General features: G+C 58.1%; 21 protein-coding genes. 12 read left to right on the forward strand and 9 right to left on the reverse strand.

Annotated features, from left to right (window positions below; genetic code table 11):
- Positions 1 to 4 precede the first annotated feature (4 nt).
- From WEU32_RS07830 to gspM, 12 genes are all read left to right on the forward strand, one after another.
- Positions 5 to 2,668 carry a TonB-dependent receptor domain-containing protein gene (locus tag WEU32_RS07830; RefSeq protein WP_406851514.1) on the forward strand — a complete coding sequence of 888 codons (2,664 nt, stop codon included), beginning with the start codon at positions 5 to 7 and terminating at the stop codon, positions 2,666 to 2,668.
- A gap of 226 nt (positions 2,669 to 2,894) precedes the next feature.
- Positions 2,895 to 3,683: a type II secretion system protein N gene (locus WEU32_RS07835; protein WP_406851515.1), complete on the forward strand. Its 789-nt coding sequence runs from the start codon at positions 2,895 to 2,897 to the stop codon at positions 3,681 to 3,683.
- The gene (gspD, locus tag WEU32_RS07840; protein WP_406851516.1) at positions 3,684 to 5,762 is read left to right on the forward strand and encodes a type II secretion system secretin GspD; all 2,079 of its coding nucleotides are present in this window, start codon (positions 3,684 to 3,686) and stop codon (positions 5,760 to 5,762) included.
- Positions 5,746 to 7,239 (forward strand): type II secretion system ATPase GspE, encoded by a 1,494-nt coding sequence (gene gspE / locus WEU32_RS07845; RefSeq protein WP_406851517.1) that lies wholly within the window; start codon positions 5,746 to 5,748, stop codon positions 7,237 to 7,239. Before gspD ends, gspE begins: the two co-directional genes overlap by 17 nt.
- Positions 7,239 to 8,447, forward strand: coding sequence for a type II secretion system inner membrane protein GspF (gene gspF, locus WEU32_RS07850; protein ID WP_406851518.1), 1,209 nt, complete (start codon positions 7,239 to 7,241; stop codon positions 8,445 to 8,447). The genes gspE and gspF overlap by 1 nt, the downstream gene beginning before the upstream one ends.
- Positions 8,448 to 8,458: 11 nt before the next feature.
- Entirely contained in the window at positions 8,459 to 8,935 is a 477-nt protein-coding gene (gspG, locus tag WEU32_RS07855; protein ID WP_406853413.1) for a type II secretion system major pseudopilin GspG, read from the forward strand.
- The gene (locus tag WEU32_RS07860; RefSeq protein ID WP_406851519.1) at positions 8,907 to 9,368 is read left to right on the forward strand and encodes a GspH/FimT family pseudopilin; all 462 of its coding nucleotides are present in this window, start codon (positions 8,907 to 8,909) and stop codon (positions 9,366 to 9,368) included. Before gspG ends, WEU32_RS07860 begins: the two co-directional genes overlap by 29 nt.
- Positions 9,358 to 9,711 carry a type II secretion system minor pseudopilin GspI gene (gene gspI, locus WEU32_RS07865; protein WP_406851520.1) on the forward strand — a complete coding sequence of 118 codons (354 nt, stop codon included), beginning with the start codon at positions 9,358 to 9,360 and terminating at the stop codon, positions 9,709 to 9,711. The genes WEU32_RS07860 and gspI overlap by 11 nt, the downstream gene beginning before the upstream one ends.
- A complete protein-coding gene (gspJ, locus tag WEU32_RS07870; RefSeq protein WP_406851521.1) occupies positions 9,711 to 10,310 on the forward strand; it encodes a type II secretion system minor pseudopilin GspJ in 600 nt (199 codons plus the stop codon). Before gspI ends, gspJ begins: the two co-directional genes overlap by 1 nt.
- Positions 10,311 to 10,345: 35 nt before the next feature.
- The gene (gene gspK / locus WEU32_RS07875) at positions 10,346 to 11,305 is read left to right on the forward strand and encodes a type II secretion system minor pseudopilin GspK (RefSeq protein WP_406851522.1); all 960 of its coding nucleotides are present in this window, start codon (positions 10,346 to 10,348) and stop codon (positions 11,303 to 11,305) included.
- Positions 11,302 to 12,387 (forward strand): type II secretion system protein GspL, encoded by a 1,086-nt coding sequence (gspL, locus tag WEU32_RS07880; protein WP_406851523.1) that lies wholly within the window; start codon positions 11,302 to 11,304, stop codon positions 12,385 to 12,387. Before gspK ends, gspL begins: the two co-directional genes overlap by 4 nt.
- Entirely contained in the window at positions 12,384 to 12,827 is a 444-nt protein-coding gene (gene gspM, locus WEU32_RS07885; protein WP_406851524.1) for a type II secretion system protein GspM, read from the forward strand. Before gspL ends, gspM begins: the two co-directional genes overlap by 4 nt.
- On the opposite strand, the gene WEU32_RS07890 is transcribed toward gspM, so the two are convergent.
- Genes WEU32_RS07890 through cobD form a run of 9 tightly spaced genes read right to left on the reverse strand, consistent with a single transcriptional unit; the run spans position 12,808 to position 21,140 of the window.
- Positions 12,808 to 13,320, reverse strand: a complete 513-nt coding sequence (locus WEU32_RS07890) for a tyrosine phosphatase family protein (protein WP_406851525.1) — start codon at positions 13,318 to 13,320, stop codon at positions 12,808 to 12,810. The genes gspM and WEU32_RS07890 overlap by 20 nt on opposite strands.
- Positions 13,317 to 14,084 (reverse strand): adenosylcobinamide-GDP ribazoletransferase, encoded by a 768-nt coding sequence (gene cobS / locus WEU32_RS07895; RefSeq protein ID WP_406851526.1) that lies wholly within the window; start codon positions 14,082 to 14,084, stop codon positions 13,317 to 13,319. Before cobS ends, WEU32_RS07890 begins: the two co-directional genes overlap by 4 nt.
- Positions 14,081 to 15,124, reverse strand: a complete 1,044-nt coding sequence (cobT, locus tag WEU32_RS07900) for a nicotinate-nucleotide--dimethylbenzimidazole phosphoribosyltransferase (RefSeq protein ID WP_406851527.1) — start codon at positions 15,122 to 15,124, stop codon at positions 14,081 to 14,083. Before cobT ends, cobS begins: the two co-directional genes overlap by 4 nt.
- Entirely contained in the window at positions 15,124 to 16,596 is a 1,473-nt protein-coding gene (locus WEU32_RS07905) for a cobyric acid synthase (RefSeq protein ID WP_406851528.1), read from the reverse strand. The genes cobT and WEU32_RS07905 overlap by 1 nt, the downstream gene beginning before the upstream one ends.
- Positions 16,584 to 17,540, reverse strand: a complete 957-nt coding sequence (gene cbiB / locus WEU32_RS07910) for an adenosylcobinamide-phosphate synthase CbiB (protein WP_406851529.1) — start codon at positions 17,538 to 17,540, stop codon at positions 16,584 to 16,586. The genes WEU32_RS07905 and cbiB overlap by 13 nt, the downstream gene beginning before the upstream one ends.
- Complete coding sequence (locus WEU32_RS07915; RefSeq protein ID WP_406851530.1) at positions 17,530 to 18,306, reverse strand: ABC transporter ATP-binding protein; 777 nt, start codon at positions 18,304 to 18,306, stop codon at positions 17,530 to 17,532. Before WEU32_RS07915 ends, cbiB begins: the two co-directional genes overlap by 11 nt.
- The gene (locus WEU32_RS07920; protein ID WP_406851531.1) at positions 18,303 to 19,289 is read right to left on the reverse strand and encodes a FecCD family ABC transporter permease; all 987 of its coding nucleotides are present in this window, start codon (positions 19,287 to 19,289) and stop codon (positions 18,303 to 18,305) included. Before WEU32_RS07920 ends, WEU32_RS07915 begins: the two co-directional genes overlap by 4 nt.
- 10 nt (positions 19,290 to 19,299) lie before the next feature.
- A complete protein-coding gene (locus WEU32_RS07925) occupies positions 19,300 to 20,145 on the reverse strand; it encodes an ABC transporter substrate-binding protein (protein ID WP_406851532.1) in 846 nt (281 codons plus the stop codon).
- On the reverse strand, positions 20,142 to 21,140 hold the full coding sequence (cobD, locus tag WEU32_RS07930; RefSeq protein WP_406853414.1) for a threonine-phosphate decarboxylase CobD: 999 nt from the start codon (positions 21,138 to 21,140) through the stop codon (positions 20,142 to 20,144). Before cobD ends, WEU32_RS07925 begins: the two co-directional genes overlap by 4 nt.
- Positions 21,141 to 21,151 lie beyond the last annotated feature (11 nt).

The raw sequence follows: 21,151 nt of genomic DNA on the forward strand, positions 1-21,151 counted from the left end.
GAAAATGAACAAGCTCAAACTGGGCAGGGTTCTGCTGGCGACCTCTGCTCTTGGCGCAACGGTTATGCTGCCGGGCGCGGTCTTCGCGCAAACGGTTTATTCTGAGACGCCTTCTGCCGCGGCCGACTTGGCTCCCGAAGCAGATGACCAAAGCCCAACTTCTGTGGCTGAAATCATCGTGCGTGGACGAAATATCCCGCAACAAAACCGTGCTACAGCCGAAGTCGCCGCCTTCCTGACGCAGGAAGATTTACAACGTACGGGTGATTCAACCGCTGCTGCCGCACTGACCCGCGTTACCGGCTTGTCGATCGTCGAAGGACGTTTCGTATATGTCCGCGGCCTTGGCGAGCGATATTCTTCGGCCCTTCTGAACGGTTCGCCGCTGCCGAGCCCCGAGCCTCTACAGCGCGTCGTGCCGTTGGACCTGTTTCCGGCCAGCGTCCTAAAGGGTGTTCAGGTTCAAAAATCGTACTCGCCAGACTTTCCCGGAGAGTTTGGTGGCGGTGTAATCAACCTGTCCACGGTCGAAGCGCCTGCCGAAGCCTTCCTTGATCTAAAGGTGGGTATTGGCGGTAACACCGAGACGACGGGCAAGGACAATCTGGTCTACTATGGTTCGGATACCGACTGGACCGGATTTGATAACGATACTCGGAAATTGCCGGGCCAGATCGCTTTGGCTTTCCGTGAAGGCAAGCAGATCAATCGCACCAACTACTCGGCACAAGCCCTTCAGGCTATGGGCCACTCACTGGTCAATGCGCCTTTGCGCCTTTTGCAGATGCAGCAGACGCCGGTGGATAGCAGTGTCGAAATCTCGGGTGGTTTTACAAGCCCGAACAAGCTGGGCGATCTGGGGGTGATCGTCGCGGCCGGTTACGACAACAGCTGGCGTGCACGCGAAGCCACACAGCAGGAAGGCATGTTTGAAGGTGACGGTCTGGTTCCGCGCTCTTCTTATACTGTGCAGTCCAACCAGAATGATATCCGCCTGAACTTTTTGGGTGGCCTGTCGCTATCGAACGAAAACCACGAGGTGAAGTGGACGAATATGTACGTCCGCAGCTCCACTAAGGAAGCACGCTCTGCAGCAGGTCCGGACTTTGACGCTGGCGGCAGCATCATCCGCAACGACTATACTGAATGGTTCGAGCGCCAACTGTTCACCACTCAACTGGCGGGCGAACACTATCTAGGCGGCGGTAATTGGAAGCTGGACTGGCGCGCGGCTTATGCCAAATCCACCCGCGACGCACCGTATGAAACCCGTTTCCAGTACGGTGTGGATGCCAATGGTCGTTTTATCCATAACGTGCAGGGCAACTTGATCTCGTTCTCGGAACTTGAAGATGAAGTTTTGTCGGGCGGTATTGATCTGGCCTATTCTGTGCCAATGCAGGCGGGCCGCGAGGCGACGATCAAGGTTGGTGCAGCCACGCTGGATAACACCCGAAATGCAGAACGCCATGATCTTCAGTTCGAAGCCGTCAACGGCCTGACCGACAGCCAGCGTCTGGCACGCGTGGATTATCTGTTCTCGGATTATAATATCAATCCAAACACCTTGCAGTTGCGCGAAATCGCTGGTGGCAACGGGGCCAGCGCCTATGATGCCGACCTTAAGACCAACGCGGCCTATGCCATGGTGGATGCCGAGTTCTGGCCGACCCTGCGCACGACCTTTGGTGTGCGTTACGAAGATGGCAAACAAAGCGTGACCCCGCGTAGCTTGTTCGCCGGTAGCCCCACATATCAGGCGACCGAGAACAATGCAGATTACTGGCTGCCTTCGTTCACAGCGACGTGGAATTTTGTCGAAGAGCAGCAACTACGTTTTGGTGTGTCCAAGACCATTGGCCGTCCGCAGTTCCGCGAGTTGGCTCCCCAGACCTATACCGACCCTGAAAGCGACCGCATCTTTATCGGTAACCCGTATCTGGTCGATACAGAGATCCTGAACCTTGATGCCCGCTGGGAATGGTATTTCGCACCGCAGCAGTTCGTGACCGCTGGCGTCTTCTACAAGAAGATGGACAAGCCGGTTGAGGCCGTCATCGTCGATGTCGGTAACCAGCGCCAGCAATCCTTCCTGAACGCGCCCGAAGCCACCATCATGGGCATCGAGCTGGAAGCGAAGAAATATTACGAGTTCGCCAGCAATAGCGACTTCATCGCCAACAAGCGCTGGCTGATCCAGGCCAACTACACCTGGTCGGACAGCGAGGTCAGTGTCGGTGACGATGATACTGTCATGACATTGGGCGGGGCTGGCGTACCGGAGCAGGCAAAGTTCTTTATCCGTGACGGCGTGCGCATGCAGGGCCAGTCAGAGCATGTCGCGAACATGCAACTGGGCTGGGAAGACGACAATGCCCGTTCGCAGGCGACGCTGATCCTGAACTATGTCTCCGAACGTATCACTGCACGCGGGGCTGGTACGGGCGGTGCTCGCGAACCTGATTACCTTCAGGAACCGGGGGCTTTCCTTGATTTCGTGTACCGCAAGGACTTCACGATCAAGGGACAGGACATGGGTCTGGCCTTTGAGGCGCGGAATCTTCTGGGCACGGACTTCGAGGAGTTCCAGGAACAGAATGGTCGCATCCTCGTGAATGCCTATGAACTAGGCCAGAGCTTCTCGCTGAGCGTGACCGCACGCTTCTGATCCTATCGCCTTAGCATTACGACTTGGCCGGAGGTCCGCTCGGATCTCCGGCTTTTTCATTTTCGTGATGATTGATCTGTGTTCTGAGCGATCGTCATTCCAATTTCGCTCGAGTGTCATTTTCGTATGCAAGCCGGGTACGGACGATCACGGCTAGGTGCTGGATGTAGCGATTTTTCTGGATCGCATGTCGGGACATCGGCCATTGTTTCAGAGTCACAAACCCTTGGGCCCTTTGTCATGGGCCTCGTTCCAGCAGGGGCTTAATTGGCGTCTCTGGCTGGCACTGGCGCTGTTGATCGGAATTGTAATCCAGCTGGGACGCGCCATTTGGGTCTTTGTCGAACCGGAACAGCTGCACACCAACCTTAATACCTCTGCTGTGATTGATGTGGCGGTGCTAAGCCGCGTTGATCCTTTTTTTGCCGAAGGTCAGGCGGCGGTGGAAGCGACGGCCGACAATGGCGGTTTTAGCCTGTTTGGCGTCAGTGCTGACGGTGTCGGAGGCGGCTCGGCTATTATCGGCCTTCCTGACGGTGTGCAGGTTTCTGTGGCTGTGGGCGAAGAAGTCAGCACCGGTTCGGTGCTCAAAACTGTCAATCCAGATCATGTGATCATTCAGATGAATGGTCGCTTCCTGCGGGTTGGTTTCCCCGAGATGGGGGTTATGCAAACCCAAGCTCCTGATGAAAAAGCTACAAGTGCAGACGCTGAAGCACCCCCAGCACAAGCTGCATTGGTTGATCCGTCAAAACTGGTCGCCGAAGCCGGTTTGCGACCCAAGATGGAAGGGCTTTCCGTCAAGGGGCTACAGGTCAGTGCGGGCGAAAACGTACCTCAATTGGCCGCTGCGGGGCTTCAGGACGGCGACATCATCCTGTCGGTCAATGGCACTGCACTGAACTCGCCGCAGGCTATCGCAACCCTTCGCCAGCGACTTTCCAATGCCGCCACGGCTGAAATCTCATACGAGCGCGGCGGGCAGCGGCGCATGACTTCCATCAGGACACGCTAGATGATGCGACGATCGCGTTTGTTGCTTCCTTCTGTGCTGGCACTGGCACTGGCCGCGCAGGCTCCGTTTGCGGGCCTTAGCACTGTAGCTATGGCGCAGGAACGCCAGACCCTGAATGTGCAAAATGCCGATATCCGTGCGTTTGTGCAGGATGTGGGCCGTCGCACAGGACGCACCTTTATCGTTGATCCTGCGGTGACGGGTACGGTCACGGTTTCCAGCCCGCGCCCGTTAACCTCGGCGCAGTTGTTCGAGTTGTTCCTGTCTACCTTGCGGGCCAATGATCTGGTGGTGAACCAGACAGGGGCGGGCACCTATCGCATCAGTCCGGCAGCCGGTGCGGCTCAAGGCCCGTCAGGTGTGGGAGCAGGGCGGTTCGTTACCGAGGTCTTTAACTTACGCCATATCGATGCAGCATCAGCAGCGGAGACGATCCGACCACTGGTGGGAGGCGAAGGTCAGGTCCTGCCCAATGCCGTCGCCAATAATGTCGTTGTGGCCGATTATGCAGACAATATGGGCCGTATACGCGCTCTGGTTGCGCGCATCGATGTGGATCGCAGCGACTATCAGGTTATTGCGCTGGAAAACGCCTCGGCGCGCGAGATCGCCAATGTGCTGCAACAGGTGCTGGGCCAAAACGCCAACATCACGGTTACTCCGGTGCAAAGCTCGAACTCGGTCGTGCTGCGTGGCGATGCACGTCAACTGGAGCGCGTTAAAGGACTGGTTGCCGATCTAGATGGCCGCTCACGGGCCAATCAGGATGTGAATGTTATCTTTCTGGAGCATGCGGATGCGGGGCAGTTGCTCCCTGTGTTGCAACAGATTGTTGGGCAACCTGTCGAAGGTACAGGGCAGGCTTCACGGGCCACAATGCTTCGCAATGGCGGCATTACGCGCTCAGCCAACACGCCGGATGCAGCGCGTAACGCCACATCGGCTGATGCTGATCAGACGGGTTCCATCGGCACTACCACAGTCACGGAAACCGGTCAGCGTGCGACTATTGCCCGCTTCCCCGGGGCTAATGCTCTAGTGATTTCGGGCCCTGCCGATCTGCAACGAACCCTGACGGATGTGATACGTCGACTGGACGTGCGTCGTCAGCAGGTTTTGATCGAGGCCATCGTTGTCGAGCTGTCCGATAATGCCGTACGTGAACTGGGCGTTCAGTGGATCGCAGCGGGTGAATATGGCGCAGGTCTGACCAACTATTCGGATAGTGCCAGCCCCATGTTGCCGGTGCTGGGAGGGATCGCCTCCAGTGAACTGGAAAAGGATGACCCGCTTCGCGAGCAACTGCAGAACATTGCTCTGAACGGTCTGTTGGGCGCGAACGGATTTGTTGGCGGACTGGGTGGAAAGCGCGGTGATGGCCTGTTCGGCTTCATCATTAATGCGGCCAAGACCGACGCCGGATCGAACCTGCTGCAAACACCGTCGATCATGACCCTGGATAATGAGGAAGCCACCTTCCTTGTCGGTCAAGAAGTGCCGATCACCACGGGTCAGACCCTGTTGGATGGGAACTCCAACCCGTTCACGACGACCGAGCGCAAGGACATCGGTGTGCGCCTGACGGTGCGTCCCCAGATCAACTCTGGCGGCTCGATAACTCTGACGTTGAAACAGGAGGTCTCGGCCATTGATGGCGTCCTGACCCGATCGGCGAACGATATCGTTCTGGACAAGCGCGAGCTGGAAACCACTCTGGTGGTGGATGATGGCGATATCGCCGTGGCGGGCGGGTTGCTGGACCAGAACGAACGGCTTGAGTCCACGCGCGTGCCGGGGCTGGGTGATGTTCCTGTCATCGGCCATCTGTTCCGCACCACCAGCCGTCAGGGCGGACGCACCAATCTGATGGTGTTCCTGCGGCCAACCATCATTCGCACGCCCGAGGATGCACAGGGCCTGAGCGCTGATCGCTGGGGTTATATGCGAGCCCAGCAACAGGCGATGCATCCTGATGTCGAGCCTAGCCTCGATGCCTTGCTGCGCGACTATATGCGCACCCAGCCGCCCGCCGTCGCGATGTCATCTGCACCGGAAGTCCGCGATGATAATGCTCGCTGATCCGAAGCTGCCCTACAGCTTTGCGCGGCGCGAGGGGGTGGTGCTGTTGCAGGCGGGCGATGTGATGTCCGTGGGCACACGACCGGATGTCGGTCCGCTGGCACTGGTCGAGGCTCGGCGTCTGCTCGGCCATCCGCTGGATGTTGCGGTGATCGATGATGCGACCTTCGAGCGCCGACTGTCGGAAATCTATGCCAGCCATGCGCTGGGTGCCGATGTGAACGACGATCTATCTATCCCGAGCGGTCTGGAAGGTCTGGTCGAGGACATGCCTGCCGCCGAAGACCTGCTGGACAGTCATGACGATGCGCCGGTGATCCGTCTGATCAATGGCGTGATCGCCGAGGCTGTGAGGCTTGGTGCATCGGATGTTCATCTCGAAACCTTCGAGAGTCGCCTTCTGGTGCGCCTTCGCGTTGACGGGGTGTTGCGAGAGGCCTTGAGCTTGAACCCGCGCATGGCTCCCTTGTTGGTGTCGCGTATCAAGGTGATGGCGCGGCTGGATATTGCCGAAAAACGGGTACCACAGGACGGACGCATTGCTCTGATGCTGGGCGGACGAAATCTGGATGTGCGTGTCTCGACCCTGCCTTCACGGGCTGGAGAGCGTGTGGTGTTGCGGGTGCTGGATCGCGACAAGGCAGGTGTTGATCTAGATGCACTTGGCATGGGGAAGGGTGAACGTGCCGCCTTTGATCTGGCCCTATCAGAGCCGCACGGTGTGATCCTTGTTACTGGCCCGACGGGATCGGGCAAGACTACTACGCTTTACGCCGCCCTGTCGGGATTGAATGACGGCCAGCGCAATATCCTGACCGTCGAAGATCCGGTGGAATATGCCATCGAAGGCATTGGCCAGACACAGGTGAACAGCCGCGTCGGCATGACCTTTGCGGCGGGTTTGCGGGCCATTCTTCGCCAAGATCCCGATGTGGTGATGGTTGGTGAAATCCGTGATTCCGAGACGGCCTCGATTGCTGTGCAGGCTTCGCTGACGGGACATTTGGTGCTCTCTACGGTTCACACAAATGATGCCGCAGGGGCCATTGTGCGCTTGCGGGACATGGGGGTGGAGCCCTTCCTTCTCGCGTCCAGTGTGCGGTTGATATTGGCCCAGAGGCTGGTGCGTAAACTGTGCAGCGCATGTCGCCGCGAGGATGTTCTTGATGCTGCCACAGCCGCCCGCATCGGCGTTATGGTCGGCAGCCGTCATTATCGTCCCGTGGGGTGCAGCCATTGCAGCCAGACCGGTTATCAGGGACGTCAGGGGGTTTATGAAGCCCTGCGCGTTGATGACCGCATCCGCCAGTTGATTGCCATGTCGGCCTCGGAAGAAGAACTGGCCGAGGCAGCCTTCGGAGCGAACCGGACAGGTTTGCTGGCCGATGGCGTGCGCCAACTGGTGCTGGCAGGTGTCACCTCGGTTGAAGAGGCGGTTCGTGTCACCGGCGATCGCACCATAGAGGCGACGGCCTGATGATCGGCTTTGCCTATGTCGCGGTGGATGTATCGGGGCAGACTGTGCGCGGACACATTCGTGCCTCGAGCATCGAGGCTGTGCGGCAACAGCTGGAACAGCGCCAGATGCTGGTGCTGGACTTGCGCGAAGGTGAGGCTGGCACCAAGGCTATAACCCCTAAAGGCAAGTCACGTCTGTCGGCCAAGGCTCTGGCGCTTTCTACACGGCAACTGGCGACACTGGTTTCGGTCACGCCGCTCGAAGAAGCGATGCGGACACTGGTCGCGCAGGCTGAACGGCCCAATGTCAGACAGGCACTGGAAGGGGTCCATACGGCACTGTTGGAAGGGCGCGGTCTGGCCGATGCTATGGCCACTCAAGGATCCGCATTTCCACCGCTGTATCGCGCTATGGTCAAGGCTGGAGAGGCTTCGGGGGCTTTGCAGTCCATTCTGGAACGTCTGGCAGACGGGCTGGAACGAGATCAGGAAATCCGCGGCAAGGTTATTGCGGCACTGGTTTATCCTTGTGTGCTCGCAATGGTGGCATCGGGTGTTGTGGTCGCCCTGATGACCTTTGTCGTGCCCAAGGTGGTCGAGCAGTTCGACAGTATGGGCCAGAGCTTGCCGTTGTTGACACGCGGTATCATCGCTTTGTCACGAGCGATGACCCAGTGGGGCTGGCTGGCGGGTTTGCTCATGGCATTGGCTGTCGCAGGTCTGGTTATCGCCCGCCGTCGCGAGGATATTCGCCTCAAGACCGATGCCATGGTGCTGCGGTTGCCTGTGGTCGGGGCGCTGGTGCGTGATCTTCATGCAGCGCAGATGGCCCGTACTCTGGCCACGATGATCGCCGCCGGGCTTCCGGTTCTGGAAGGGTTGAATATCACCGCCCATACCGTGTCGAACCGTGCCCTGCGTCAAGCCACCGAAGCTATGGCCGAAGCTGTGCGCGAAGGTGGTGGCCTGTCATCGGCTATGAAACGGGCAGAGGTCTTTCCACCGGTCCTGATCCATATGACGGCATCAGGTGAATCCAGCGGACGTCTGGAACCGATGTTGGCCCGCGCGGCCGATTATCTGGACCGCGAGTTCGCCAATTTCACATCCGTCATGCTCAGCCTACTGGAGCCCGCCATCATCGTGGTGATGGGCGGCGTTGTGGCCCTGATCGTGCTGTCGATCCTACTCCCCATTTTGCAGATCAACACCCTGGCTATGGGGTGAACGAGGTCATGATGTTGTCGAAACTGGTTCAATCGGCCCGTAACAATCGTCGCCGTAAACATAGGCAGGACCGCGAGGGCTTTACCCTTGTGGAACTGCTGGTGGTCATCACCATTATCGGCCTGCTCGCGACTGTGGTGGTTATCAATGTGCTGCCCAGTCAGGACAAGGCGATGCAGGGCAAGGCCCGCGCCGACATCGCCGTGCTGGAACAGGCGCTGGAGACCTATCGCCTCGACAATATGGCCTTTCCCAGCGACCAGCAGGGACTTGAGGCTTTGAAAACACCGCCCGCGGATCTGGCCCAGCCGGACCGCTATCGTCAGGGCGGGTATGTGCGCCGCTTGCCGCAGGATCCGTGGGGCAATCCTTATCAGTACCGCCGCAACAGCGAGCATGGCGGGGCCTTTGACGTCTGGACATTTGGTGCCGATGGCAAGGCAGGAGGCGAGGGGAACGATGCCGACATCGGCAACTGGAGCCTCTAGTCGCTCTAAGCCACTGCGTCAGGGTTTCACTCTGGTCGAGCTTCTGGTGGTTATTACCGTGATCGGCGTGGCCGCGACGGCTGTCGTGGTGTCAGCCCCCGATCCGCGTCCGACCATAGCGGTGGAAGGAGAACGTCTGGCGGCACGGCTGATCATGGCGCGCGACGAGGCGATCCTTGGCAATCGCAGTGTGGCGGCCATGATCGATGCGCGTGGCTATTCATTCCATAGTTTTGACGGCGTGGAATGGCATCCTGTGACCGGTAGCCTGAAAGCCGCCTTGTGGCCGGAGGGTGTCAGTGCTTTTCAAGCGTCGCGTGTCGTGTTCGATCCGACTGGTGCGAGCGAGCCTGCCGAGATCATACTGATCAAAGACAATCGCAGTGTGACCTTGAAAGTTGATGGCGCAGGGGAGGTATCCTTTGCGCCATGAGCGGGGCCGTGACGGCTTTACCCTGATCGAGATGTTGGTGGCACTGGCGGTGTTTGCTTTGGCGGCAATGGCGCTGGTAAAATTGTCACTGGAGAGCACTCGAACCACGGCGATTATGGAGCGCAAAGCGCTAGGCGGGATTGTCGCCGATAAGATCGCTGCGGAAGCCGCACTGGGCTTTTCATCGGCTTGTCAGGGGCAGATCGAAATGGCGGGACGTCGTTGGGACTGGGTGCGCCATACGCCTGTATCGCGAGATGGCGTGACTGTTTTCGAAGTGCGCGTGTTCAGCGATGGCGAGCAGGTTGCACGCCGTCTGGCTCACAGAGTGGACGCTGGCTGATGTCTTTGCGAGCGTCATCGCGTGAGGGCTTTACGCTGGTCGAGGTTCTGGTGGCTGTGGCCGTCTTTGCCCTGATTTCGGCCGCGGGCGTTCTGGTGTTGACGCAGGTGGTGGATGCCCGTTTTACGATCAAAGGCCATGCCGCTCGTGTCGCCGAGTTACAACGCACCACATCCATGTTGCACGCCGATGTGTCTCAGGTCGTGCCCCGTCGCACACGTGGCATTTCGGGACGGCCTTTTCCTGCACCTGTTATAGTGGGTCATACTGCGGACCAACCCTTACTGACACTGGTGCGGGCGGGCTGGAGCAATCCTGAAAACGAGGATCGGTCTTCGCTGCAAAAGGTTGAGTATCGTCTGGTCGAAGATCGTCTGGAGCGGCGGACATATCGCTATCTGGATGGAGGATCGCCCAATCCGTCTCAGGTGCTTTACCGAGGCGTTTCGGATGTTCGTATCACCTTAATCCAAGGCCAATCCGAAGGACCCGGATACCTCAGTTCGAGCGAGCGTCCTTTGCCGGATGCTGTCCGTATTCGTATGAGGCTTGAAGGCTACGGTTCCATTGAAATGCTGCTGCTGGTGGCAGGTGGATGAGGGGTTGCGATCCGAAAAACCCGGACAGGGAAGGCATGGCCTTGCTGACGGTTCTGCTGCTGGTGGCCGTGATGGCGGCTGTCTGTGTGCTGATACTGGATGATGTGCGGTTCACGGTTCGTCGCACCGCCAATGTCGAGCATCTGGCCGAGATGCAGTCCCATGCCGCGATAGCAGAAACACTTGCTGCGGCGCAGATCATGCGTTTGTCCAAGGCCAATCCCTTGGTGACGCCTGTGGAGCCTAGATGGATCGGGCAGGCGGTCGAGGTCCAGACAGACAGCGGTGCGGTTCGCACGCTCGTATATGATGGTCAGGCCTGTTTTAACCTCAACAGCCTCCTACTGGGACAGGGCGAAGATCTTCGAGCACAAGAAGAAGGCGTGGCCCAGTTCGCTGCTCTTGGCGTCGCGCTGGGCTTCGAGCGTTCGCGTATGTTGTCGCTGGCAGACAGTCTGACTGACTGGATGGATTCCGATCAGGATGTTCGGGGTGCCAGCGGTGCCGAGGACAGCTATTATGGCGCACGCAGCAAACACTATCGAACCGGCGGACTGATGCTGGCCGATGTCAGCGAACTGCGGGCTATCAAGGGCTTTGACGGCGACACCTATAGACGATTGCGCCCCTATGTGTGCGCTCTGCCGGAAGCGCGCCTGACACGCCTCAATATCAACACGCTAGAGCCCGCTGACGCTCCTGTTCTTGTTGCGATCAGTGGAGATCGTCTGACGATGGGAGCAGCACGCGCGGCAATCCGCAACCGTCCGGCACAAGGCTGGCAAAGCGTCGATAGCTTCTGGGCGCAACCGGCCTTGAACGAGGTTGTGGCTGACGAACAGCTTCGCAGCCAGACGGTTTTGGTGACCCGTTATTTCGATGTCCGCATCGATGTCGAGGCCGGTGATAGCCGCGCTTCACGAACCCTTGTTTTGCAGATCATGCCCGAGGGACGGGCCCGCACCATTATCCGTCGTTGGACAACCGAAGAATGAACGAGAAAACCATAGTCTTCCTGCCTCGTGCGGTTGGCCTGCCTGCACCGTGGCGAAAGCTGTCAGCAGATGGCTATGTCATAGGGCGCGGTGAACTGGCACCGGACGAGACGCAAATCCTGTCCGGCGAATGGATTGTTGTTGCTCCTGCCGAGGATGTGGCCGTGCGTTGGCTTAGCTTGCCAGAGGGGAACACCGCCCAAAAGATCGCCGCCGCCCGCTGGCAGATGTCTGAACAGCTGGGCCATGATCTAACAGATGACGATGTAGTGCTTGGGCATTCATCCCATGACAGTACGCCGGTAGCGGCAGTGCGCCGTTCGTTACTGGCAACGTGGCAAAACTGGATCGACACAGCGGGCCTGCATTCAGCACCGGTTATTCCCGCACAGTTATGCGTGCCGGTCGAGGCAGAAACTTGCTATGCCGTTTCAAGCCAATCCGGTGATGTCCTGATCTCGACAACGGGGCTGTCTGCTCTTGTGTCCGCCGATCTGGTCGAAGAGCTTGCTGCTGGCCAGAACCTGATATGGACCACGCCGGATGAAGCTTTGGATCGTCTAGCTCTGGGGGCACTGGCTAGTCCTCTCAATCTGCTGTCCAGTGCAGTTGGAAAAGAGCGAAAGCGAGTTAGCTGGAAACAGATTACCGCTCTGGCTGTCATCTTGTGTTTGACTCCGGCTTGGGTCGGATTGGCTCAGATCGCTCACGATAAATGGGCCCAGAGAAGCGCGGACAAGGCAGTCATTGCTCAGGCTATCGCTTACATGCCGGAGCTAGCTAATCAGGATGATGTTCTGGAACAGGCGGACAGCCGCCTGCAAACGCATCCTCCCTTAGGCAGTTACACCAAGACATTAGCGGCTTTGGTAAGCGTTCTTGCCCCAAAAACGGTGATCAGCCTGTCGGAAGTTTCAGGTGCGAATGGCGAATTACGGGGTGTACTTCGTTTGAGTAATGCCGATGACGCCAACCGCATTCGTGAATCGCTTATGCAATACGGGCTGAATTTTACGGGCTGCGAGCCAACCAATGAAAGTGGACAAAGCGTCTGTGCCTTCGTGATCGGAGCAAGCCAATGATGTCCCTTCAAGCCCAGTGGGCCATGCGCACCAATCGCGAGAAAATCATGCTGGCGGGTCTGGCCGTTTTGCTGTTGGGGATTGCGGAGTGGTACGGCGTTCTCAAACCCGTTCAGTCATGGCGCGATAGTGCGGCCTTTGATCGCCAAACTGCGGAAATGCGTTTGGCGCGCATAAATCGCCAGATTGAAGAAGCGAAAGCCTATAAAAAAGGCGGTTCCAATGCACGGCAGGCTCTGGAACAGGCAGCGCGTCAGGCAGGGGTTCAGATACAAATTTCGACACAGGGGAATGGCCTGAAGTTCGAACTGGACCGCATTCCATCCGCAAGCGGGCGAGCATTCCTTGTGCATATGGAACAGCAAAAACTGTCGCCTTCGTCACTGCGTATAGATGCCTATGAAGATGGCACATTGCGTATCAGCGGCCAGACAGGCTGAAGCTGCTGCCCCATGCGGTATCCGAACCTCTGCCGATGTCAGCGATAGCGGCAGACATCCTGTCACTTTTTGCCAGCAGGGTATCGGCTATTTCGATGATGCGGCGGTTCGGAGTGGCATGGGGAGCCTTGGCTCGGAGGTGGCGAGCAATATCCAGCTCTGTCATCTCTGGCTGGCTTTGAACCATGGCGATATAGGCCGCTGCCGGAGAGCGACTAACCCCTGCCCAGCAATGGACAAGCAATGGCTGGGTGCTGTCCCAGCTTTGCAGAAAATCCAGATATTTACGGATATGATTCTCATCCGGCGCGATCAGTCCCTTGCAGGGTTCGGCAATATCATTGAAGCGCAGGACCAGATGATCTGCCTTGTGACCGGACATGTCGATATCCAGACGGGCCGATGGTGACATCAGGCTGACGATATGGCTGGGCCGCTGAATTGCAATCAACGCATCCACATCATGCAGCGGACATACGATAATCCGGGTCACAGGCGGATCACGGCTCCTAGCGCAAGCAAGAACCCGATCTCGAAGCATTGCTCGACGGCACCCAGGACGTCGCCTGTGCGTCCCCCCAGATATTTCCATGCCAGCAGCACCGGAACCGCCGCGACCATCATGCCAACTGCCAAACCTGTGCTGGCCATGACCGGCGTCAGGAACACAAAGGGAATTATGCCGATCAAGATTGCGATGATCGCATTATGCGCAGAGGCCCGATCGGGATTACCTTCCTTGGCCATGCCCGGGTTTCCGCCATAGGGCATGATGGTCATAGCCGTCACGGCTGCGGAACGGCCAAAGCTCTGCGCACAGATCATGGCTATAGCCGCAAGAACCGGCGACACTGCAATAAGAGTCGCCAGACATGCAGCACGGATCATCAGATTCAGGAACAGGACCGATGCGCCATAGGTGCCAAGTCGACTGTCCTTCATGATTTCCAGTCGGCGTTCTCGGGTGGTCCCTCCGCCTATACCGTCAGCGCAATCGGCCAGACCATCCTCATGGAAACACCCCGTCAGGGCCATACTTGCGGCAATGGACAATAAGGCTGCTACCAAGGGGGAGGCTAGTTGCGAAGCACCCCACAGCACTGCCGCAGATAGGGTTCCGACCAGCATCCCCACCATTGGATAATAACGGGCGCTGGCTTGTATCCAGGCGGGATCAAACCGTTTCAGTTCCGGCGTTGGTATCCGCGTCAGAAACTGCACCGCGCAGATAATCAGGTTTATCTCGCGGCGGATCATGCAGAGCCTTCCAAAACGTCCTTCAGATCGGCGACATCGCTTAACAAGCCACAGGCCGCTTGCAAAAGAGGAATGGCCAACAGTGCCCCTGTGCCTTCGCCGAGACGCATTCCCAGATTCAGTAAGGGTTTGGCTCTGAGCGCGTCCATAATAATCTTGTGACCGGGCTCGACCGAGGCATGGGCAAAGATACAATAATCATGTGCCTGTGGTGCCAGACGTAGAGCAATAAGCGCTGCTGCCGAACAGATAACGCCGTCAACTATCACAGCGACACCGGCCTTTGCACAGGCCAGAAGCGCCCCTGCCATCATGGCGATTTCATAGCCTCCGAATTGGGCCAGAACATCTATGGGTTCGTTCACATCGGTGCGCGCTGCCGCCTTGGCCAGAACCCTATATTTATGAGCCAGTCCTTCGGGAGAATGACCGGCTCCCGGTCCCACACACGTTTCTAATGGGGCAGGGGCAAGGCGATGGATTATCAGGGCCGCAGACGAACTGTTGCCTATACCCATTTCTCCCAGACAAATCAGGTTCGCTCCATTGGCTATGGCCTGCATTGCAACGTCAGCGCCCGCGAGCAATGCAGACACAGCCTGGTCCGCGCTCATGGCGGGTACTTCGCTTGCATCATTCGTACCCAAGGCGATCTTGGCGTGGATCAGACCTCGTCGATCCGACAGATCGGCGGCCACACCTGCATCAATTACGCTTACCTGTGCGCCTACTACGCGGGCAAAGGCATTGGCGCTGGCTCGGCCCGACAGCAGTGTATCGACCATCGAAACAGTGACAGCAGAAGGATAGGCGGCAACCCCAGAACGGGTCAGACCATGGTCGCCCGCAAAAACTAGAAGATGAGGTTGAGAAACGGCAGGGAGGGCTGTTTTTTGAATGACGGCCAACTGTACTGCCAGTTGCTCAATGCGGCCCAACGCATGCAGGGGTTTGGCCTTACCATCAATGGCAGCCTGTATGTTTGGCTGTGAAGCGCGATCGAGAGCAGGGATGGCGAGAAGGGAATCCAGTTTACGCATTACAGTCCGGCGATCTTGGTTAGGGTTTCTATGTCCAGATGATTTTCAAGGGCTTCAGCGATGCGGTCCAATGCTTGGTCTATGCGCTGGCTCTGATCGATAGCGGCTATCTGGCCTGCCAATTCGGGTAAAAGCGCCTGACGGGCTTCGGCCTCGTCAAACAGTCCATGTACATACAGACCCATAATGCGTCCGTCGGGGCTGATGGCACCTTGGGGTTGGCCGTCGATATAAGCGGCAGGGTTTTGGGTATCCGCGCCGGTTGTCTTGCCAATATGGATTTCATAGCCCGTAAAGGCGGCTCCGTTTGCGGCCAGTGTACCGGTCACGTTCTTTAGGGTCTTGTCGCCTTCCAAGCTTGTCTCAACATCCAACAAGCCAAGACCGTTTGCGGAACCGGCTATTCCTTCGCTTCCCGCAGGATCATGGATCATGTGTCCCAGCATCTGATAGCCGCCGCAGATGCCCATGACCCGTCCGCCACGGCGCGCATGGGACAGGATGTCGATGTCCCAACCTTGCGCCTTTAGGAACGCTAGATCGGCCAGCGTAGCCTTGGTGCCGGGGATGATAATCAGGTCGGTGTCGACAGGAATAACCTGACCGGGCGGTATGAAGTTCAGGTCGATCAGCGGCTCGTGACGTAAGGGATCGAAATCGTCGAAATTGGCGATCCTAGACAACATGGGTACTGAAATGCGCAGCTTGCGATCACCGGTTACACCCATCGGGCTTTGCAATGCGACCGCATCTTCGGCGGGCAAAAGTGCGCTCTCATAAAGCCAAGGCACCATACCGATATCATGCCATCCGGTGCGGGCGCAGATTTGTTTTCGTCCTTCGTCAAATAGTTGAGGGTCACCACGAAACTTATTGATTATAAAGCCTTTGATGGCATCACGATCATCGTCTTCAAGGACATTATGTGCGCCAACCAGCGCCGCGATCACATGGCCGCGGTCAATATCACCGACCAGTATGACAGGTACATTTGCGGCCAGTGCAAAGCCCATATTGGCGATGTCGCCCTTGCGTAGATTGATCTCCGCAGGACTTCCAGCCCCTTCAATTATGACCAGATCAGCCTCGGCCTCAAGCTTGCGAAAGCTCTCCAGCACGACATCCAGAAGCGCTGTCTTGTGTTCCTGATAGCCACGGGCTTTCCAGTTGCCCCGTACCTGACCGCGCACGACAAGCTGCGCGCCCGTATCGCTTTGCGGCTTCAGTAGGACAGGGTTCATGTCGACAGTCGGCGGGGTTCGACAAGCCATGGCTTGAAGCGCTTGCGCGCGACCGATTTCACCAATTCGACCTTCGCTGTCAGGCACTGTGACGGCGGCATTATTGGACATGTTCTGGGGTTTGAATGGACGAACTGTTAGACCTCGCCGCGTAAACAGCCGACATAGACCTGCTACCAGCACGGACTTGCCGACATCGGACCCGCAGCCCTGAATCATTATTGCGGCCACAAGAATCCTCCACCCAGCACAAGCACAAACAGCCCCAGGCAGGCCCAAAGATAGACGGTCATCGCCCGTTTCAGATCCGATGCCACAGGCGTGGGGCCTTCGCCCAGTACGGGGCGGGCATTTTCCAAACCGTCATAACGGACTGTGCCGCCAAGTCGCACACCCAATACACCCGCCATCGCCGCTTCGCTCCACCCCGCATTGGGCGAGGCATGTTTGCGGGCGTCGCGGAACATGATGCGCCACCCTTTAATGGCCGATCCTGCTACCGTGCCTGCAAGGGCCAGTAATGCCCCCGCTAAACGTGCGGGGATCAGGTTCATCAGGTCATCAGTCTTGGCTGCGGCCCAGCCAAAGGCTCGCCAGCGCGGCTCCATGTGGCCGATCATACTGTCTGCCGTGTTGATGGCCTTATAGACGAATAGCCCTGGCAAACCGGCCAGAACGAACCAGAATACAGGCGCGACAACCCCGTCATTAAAGCTTTCAGCCAGGCTTTCGATGGCCGCTGTGGCGATGTCCGTCTCATCCATACTGGCCGTGTCACGACCGACAATCATGCTCACAGCTTTTCGGGCGTCGGGCAGTCGCATATCAGACAGCGGAATCTGGATCGCTCTGACGTGTTGCCACAAGCTGCCTAAGGCTAGACCGCATACACAAGCCATAACGATTACCGCTATGTCGATGGGTCGAGGCAGGAAGCCTGCAAGCCAATGGATGGCAAGACCGACAACGATGGCAACCAGAACCAACAGCAGGACTGTCAGAGTCCCCAGAAGCTTCCTTGTGGGTTCACTGAATGCAGGACTGTTCCAGCGCTTTTCCAGTGCGCTGATCAAGCGGCCGATCCACATGACGGGATGGGGCAAGGGGCTAGGCCAGCGTATGATTGCTTCCAGCACCAAAGCCATCGCCACAACCCAGAACAGATTAAAGCCCACGGCCCAGAACCTCGATCACGGGACCATTGGCTCCATCAAGCGTCTGGGTGACGATGCCGTAGGCTTGACGCAGGACGTCCGGTGTCAGAGCTTCTTTCGGAGCAGCATCGGCAATGATCTGTCCCTGAGCCAGCACGATCACACGATCGGCTATACGCATCGCTGCACCAAGATCATGCAGGGTGACGATGATCCCGCATCCTCGATCACGGGCCAGCTTGCGGAACAGATCGCCCATATCCAGCACATGTCCCGGATCCAGACCCGCCAGCGGCTCGTCGGCCAGCAACCATTCCGGCTGACCGGCCAGTGCGCGGGCGATCATCATGCGCGCACGCTCCCCACCGGACAGCGTAGAGATGACACGGTGCCGGTATTGCTCGGTATCGGTCAAGGACAAGGCTGCACTGACGCAGGCGCGGTCATCACGACACAGACCCCATGCGCCGACATAGGGCGTGCGGCCCAGTCCGACGAAGGTTTCGCCATTGATAGCCCAGACTACTTCGGCATTCTGCGGAACATAGGCGACCTGTCTGGCGCGTTGGCGCTCGGAGATACGGCCTATGTCATGACCACCCAGCACAACCCGTCCCGTTTGCGGTGTCCGCAAGTGAACGAGGCAGGCCAACAGCGTCGATTTGCCCGCACCATTGGGCCCGACAATGGCCGTCACCTTGCCACGCGCGAAACAGGCAGAGACATTGTTCAGTATGGTGCGTCCGGCAATGCGGACACAAAGATTGTGCGCTTCCAGATCGCTCATGCCAGCTTCCTTCGCATCGAGATCAACAGGATCAAGAAGAAGGGGCCTCCGATGGCGGCCATGGCCACGCCCAGCTTTACCTCGGTTGCGGCAGGGAGAAGTCGAACCAGAATATCTGCTGCCAGTGTTAGTGCAGCGCCACCCAACGCAGAAGGCAACAGCAACGCCGAAGGTTTTGCCCCGACCAGCGGGCGCAGCAGGTGCGGCACGATCAGCCCTACAAAGCCGATCACACCGGCGACGGCGACGGCTGAGCCAACCGCAAGCGCCACGCCGAAGGTCAGCAACAGCCGCCCGCGCACCAGACTGACACCAAGGGTGCGCGCGCCATTTTCGCCCAGTGTCAGGGCATCCAGCATGCGCCCCTGACCCAACAGGAACAGGCATCCTGCCAGCATACCGGGGGCTGCGATTTTTACCTCGTCAAAGCTGCGGTCGGTGACAGCCCCCATCAGCCAGTTGACGATTTCGGTGACAGCCCACGGATTGGGAGCCAGATTAAGTGCAAGCGCAACCCCGGCCCCTGCAACAGTCTGGATGACAACGCCCGCCAGAATGAAGGTGATGCTGCTGGAGGTGACACCGGCCATCAGCAACAACATCACAACGCCCAAGGCTGCTCCAACCATGGCAAAAAATGGCAGCACCCACACAGCGGCGGCGAAACTGCCCATATAAAAGGTTGTCACGGCTCCCAGTGCGGCCATGCCGGAAACCCCGAGCATGCCGGGATCGGCCAATGGGTTTCGCGTATAACCCTGAAGCGCTGCGCCCGTCAGGCCCAGAGCTGCGCCGATCATCATAGCCAGTAGGGTACGCGGCAGACGCAGTTCAAACAGGATTGCCCATGCAGGATCGCCCTTGCTTCCCAACCATGCAGACCACGGCACCCAGACCTTGCCCGCGCTCATACTGGCCACAGGCAGTACGACGACCAGACTGACTAGACATAGATACAGAAGGGGACGTTTAGCGTCTGTCATTCCCGTTCCTTCACGACAAAAATCTCAGAGCGGTGCGGTGCGCACGGGCCAAAGCGGCAGCGGTCTGGATCAGGACAGGTCCGCCGCAATACAGCAGCTTTTCTTCCAAAGTCGTTTGAACGATCCGGTCCGACAGGCTGGCAAGGGCGGGATGGCGCATCATCCGTTCGGACCATGTCCGCACGCTTGGGCTAAGGCTTCCGCTCAGCAGAACTTCCGGCGGATTGGCCAGAATATGCTCGACGGAAACATTGCCCCATTTGCCGATGCCGTACCGTCCGGCGACATTCTCGAAACCGGCCAATTCCATCATCTCGTTCATTAGCGTGCCGTGTCCGGCCGCAAACCCGTTGGGCTGATATACAAGGGCTTTGAGACGACGCGGGTTGTCGGGCCGGGCCGCGTTTATGGCCATTTGGATGCGTGAAGCCAGCGCTTCTCCGCGATGGGCAAAACCTGCAGCAGCTGCGACTTCGCGCACCTGAACCAGACTTTCCTCAACGGTGGAGGGAACATCGAACAAGGCCATCGGGATGCCCAACCGTTCCAGCGCAGTGCGCGTGGCTCTGGCTCCGTGACGGCTGCTCAGAACCAGATCGGGTTGGAGGGCAATAATCTCTTCGCCGGTGCCGTGGGTTTGCGGCAAGCTCATCGCCAAATCATAAATGGCTGACTGTCGGGCGATGCGAGAATAGTGGCTTAGAGCTGCGATCTGTTCCCTGTTGGCGACTTCGACCAGAATGGTGTCGAGGCAGGGGTTCAGTGATACAATGCGCCGTGGCCTGCTCTGTGCTGCCAGCGGTAAAAGGGCCGGAAAGCCCAGCCCTCCGAACAAGCTGCGTCGTGACAAGCTCATTGGCGTGCCTCAAGGGCCTGTACCAATCGAGGCAGTGTTTCCGATGTGGGAACCCCGAAGCGCAAGGTGTCGGGTGCATAGTCAAACGGTCGCGTCAGTATCCCTTGCTCACACAGATGCGAGAACCAGACGCGGGCATCATTGGAATGGACAAGTCGAAAAAGACTGATTCCACCGATCGGCTTAAACCCTGCATTCAGCAAGGCTTTGTCCAGCTTTTTGGCATCGGTTTTTAGCCGTAGGTTTGTGGCCTCGCGCCATGCTGTGTCTGTATAGGCGGCACGTCCCATAACCATCGCCTCGGCACTCACAGGCCAGTCACCGGTCAGGCCGCGCAGACGGGTTTTCAAAACGGGATTGGCCACCATAAAGCCCAGTCTGAGACCGGCCAGACCGTAGAATTTTCCGAATGAGCGCAGGATAATCAAGTGATCGATGTCTAACCCTGCGACAGAAGCCTCGGGCGAACACTCGATGAAGGATTCATCGACAATCAGCCATTGCCCCATGCGGCTACGCTGACGCGACAACTGCTCCAGTTCGTCCCTGTCGAACAGGCGACCATCAGGATTGTTCGGGTTAACGATGACCAAAACATCGGCGCGCGAGGCAAATATCTGGTCGGCCCCAATGGCATTGGGGGCCATGGACGAGACCCGCCATGACTCTCGGTGTGCGCCATAGGTGGGCTCGACAATATCGACTGTCATAGGGCCGAGGATAAGGGGCAAAAGGCGTATGGCCGTTTCTGCGCCCGAGACAGCGCAAACCCGTTCTTCTGAAGTTTCAAAAACACTGGCTGCCACCGCTTCCAGTTCTAGCAACTCCAAAGGGTCGGGCAGGCGGTTCAACTGGTCTTCATTTGCCCGAAGCCCGCACCACGGGACAGGATTGATCCCCGTCGACAGGTCCAACCATGGAATCGGCGCATGCGGATAGGCTTTGGCGGCGGCCATCAGGCCGCCACCATGCCGGATCGAAGCCTTGTGAGGCATCAATACGTTGT

Source organism: Brevundimonas sp. BH3 (genome assembly GCF_045345115.1).
Lineage (GTDB): Bacteria > Pseudomonadota > Alphaproteobacteria > Caulobacterales > Caulobacteraceae > Brevundimonas.

Coding starts and splice junctions, on each gene's coding strand:
- gspL (WP_406851523.1), top strand. CDS start 11,302: ATGAACGAGAAAACCATAGTCTTCCTGCCTCGTGCGGTTGGCCTGCCT.
- gspJ (WP_406851521.1), top strand. CDS start 9,711: ATGTCTTTGCGAGCGTCATCGCGTGAGGGCTTTACGCTGGTCGAGGTT.
- gspF (WP_406851518.1), top strand. CDS start 7,239: ATGATCGGCTTTGCCTATGTCGCGGTGGATGTATCGGGGCAGACTGTG.
- gspD (WP_406851516.1), top strand. CDS start 3,684: ATGATGCGACGATCGCGTTTGTTGCTTCCTTCTGTGCTGGCACTGGCA.
- WEU32_RS07915 (WP_406851530.1), bottom strand. CDS start 18,306: ATGAGCGATCTGGAAGCGCACAATCTTTGTGTCCGCATTGCCGGACGC.
- WEU32_RS07830 (WP_406851514.1), top strand. CDS start 5: ATGAACAAGCTCAAACTGGGCAGGGTTCTGCTGGCGACCTCTGCTCTT.
- gspG (WP_406853413.1), top strand. CDS start 8,459: ATGTTGTCGAAACTGGTTCAATCGGCCCGTAACAATCGTCGCCGTAAA.
- WEU32_RS07925 (WP_406851532.1), bottom strand. CDS start 20,145: ATGAGCTTGTCACGACGCAGCTTGTTCGGAGGGCTGGGCTTTCCGGCC.
- gspE (WP_406851517.1), top strand. CDS start 5,746: ATGATAATGCTCGCTGATCCGAAGCTGCCCTACAGCTTTGCGCGGCGC.
- cobT (WP_406851527.1), bottom strand. CDS start 15,124: ATGCGTAAACTGGATTCCCTTCTCGCCATCCCTGCTCTCGATCGCGCT.
- WEU32_RS07920 (WP_406851531.1), bottom strand. CDS start 19,289: ATGACAGACGCTAAACGTCCCCTTCTGTATCTATGTCTAGTCAGTCTG.
- WEU32_RS07860 (WP_406851519.1), top strand. CDS start 8,907: ATGCCGACATCGGCAACTGGAGCCTCTAGTCGCTCTAAGCCACTGCGT.
- cobD (WP_406853414.1), bottom strand. CDS start 21,140: ATGCCTCACAAGGCTTCGATCCGGCATGGTGGCGGCCTGATGGCCGCC.
- cobS (WP_406851526.1), bottom strand. CDS start 14,084: ATGATCCGCCGCGAGATAAACCTGATTATCTGCGCGGTGCAGTTTCTG.
- gspM (WP_406851524.1), top strand. CDS start 12,384: ATGATGTCCCTTCAAGCCCAGTGGGCCATGCGCACCAATCGCGAGAAA.
- gspK (WP_406851522.1), top strand. CDS start 10,346: ATGGCCTTGCTGACGGTTCTGCTGCTGGTGGCCGTGATGGCGGCTGTC.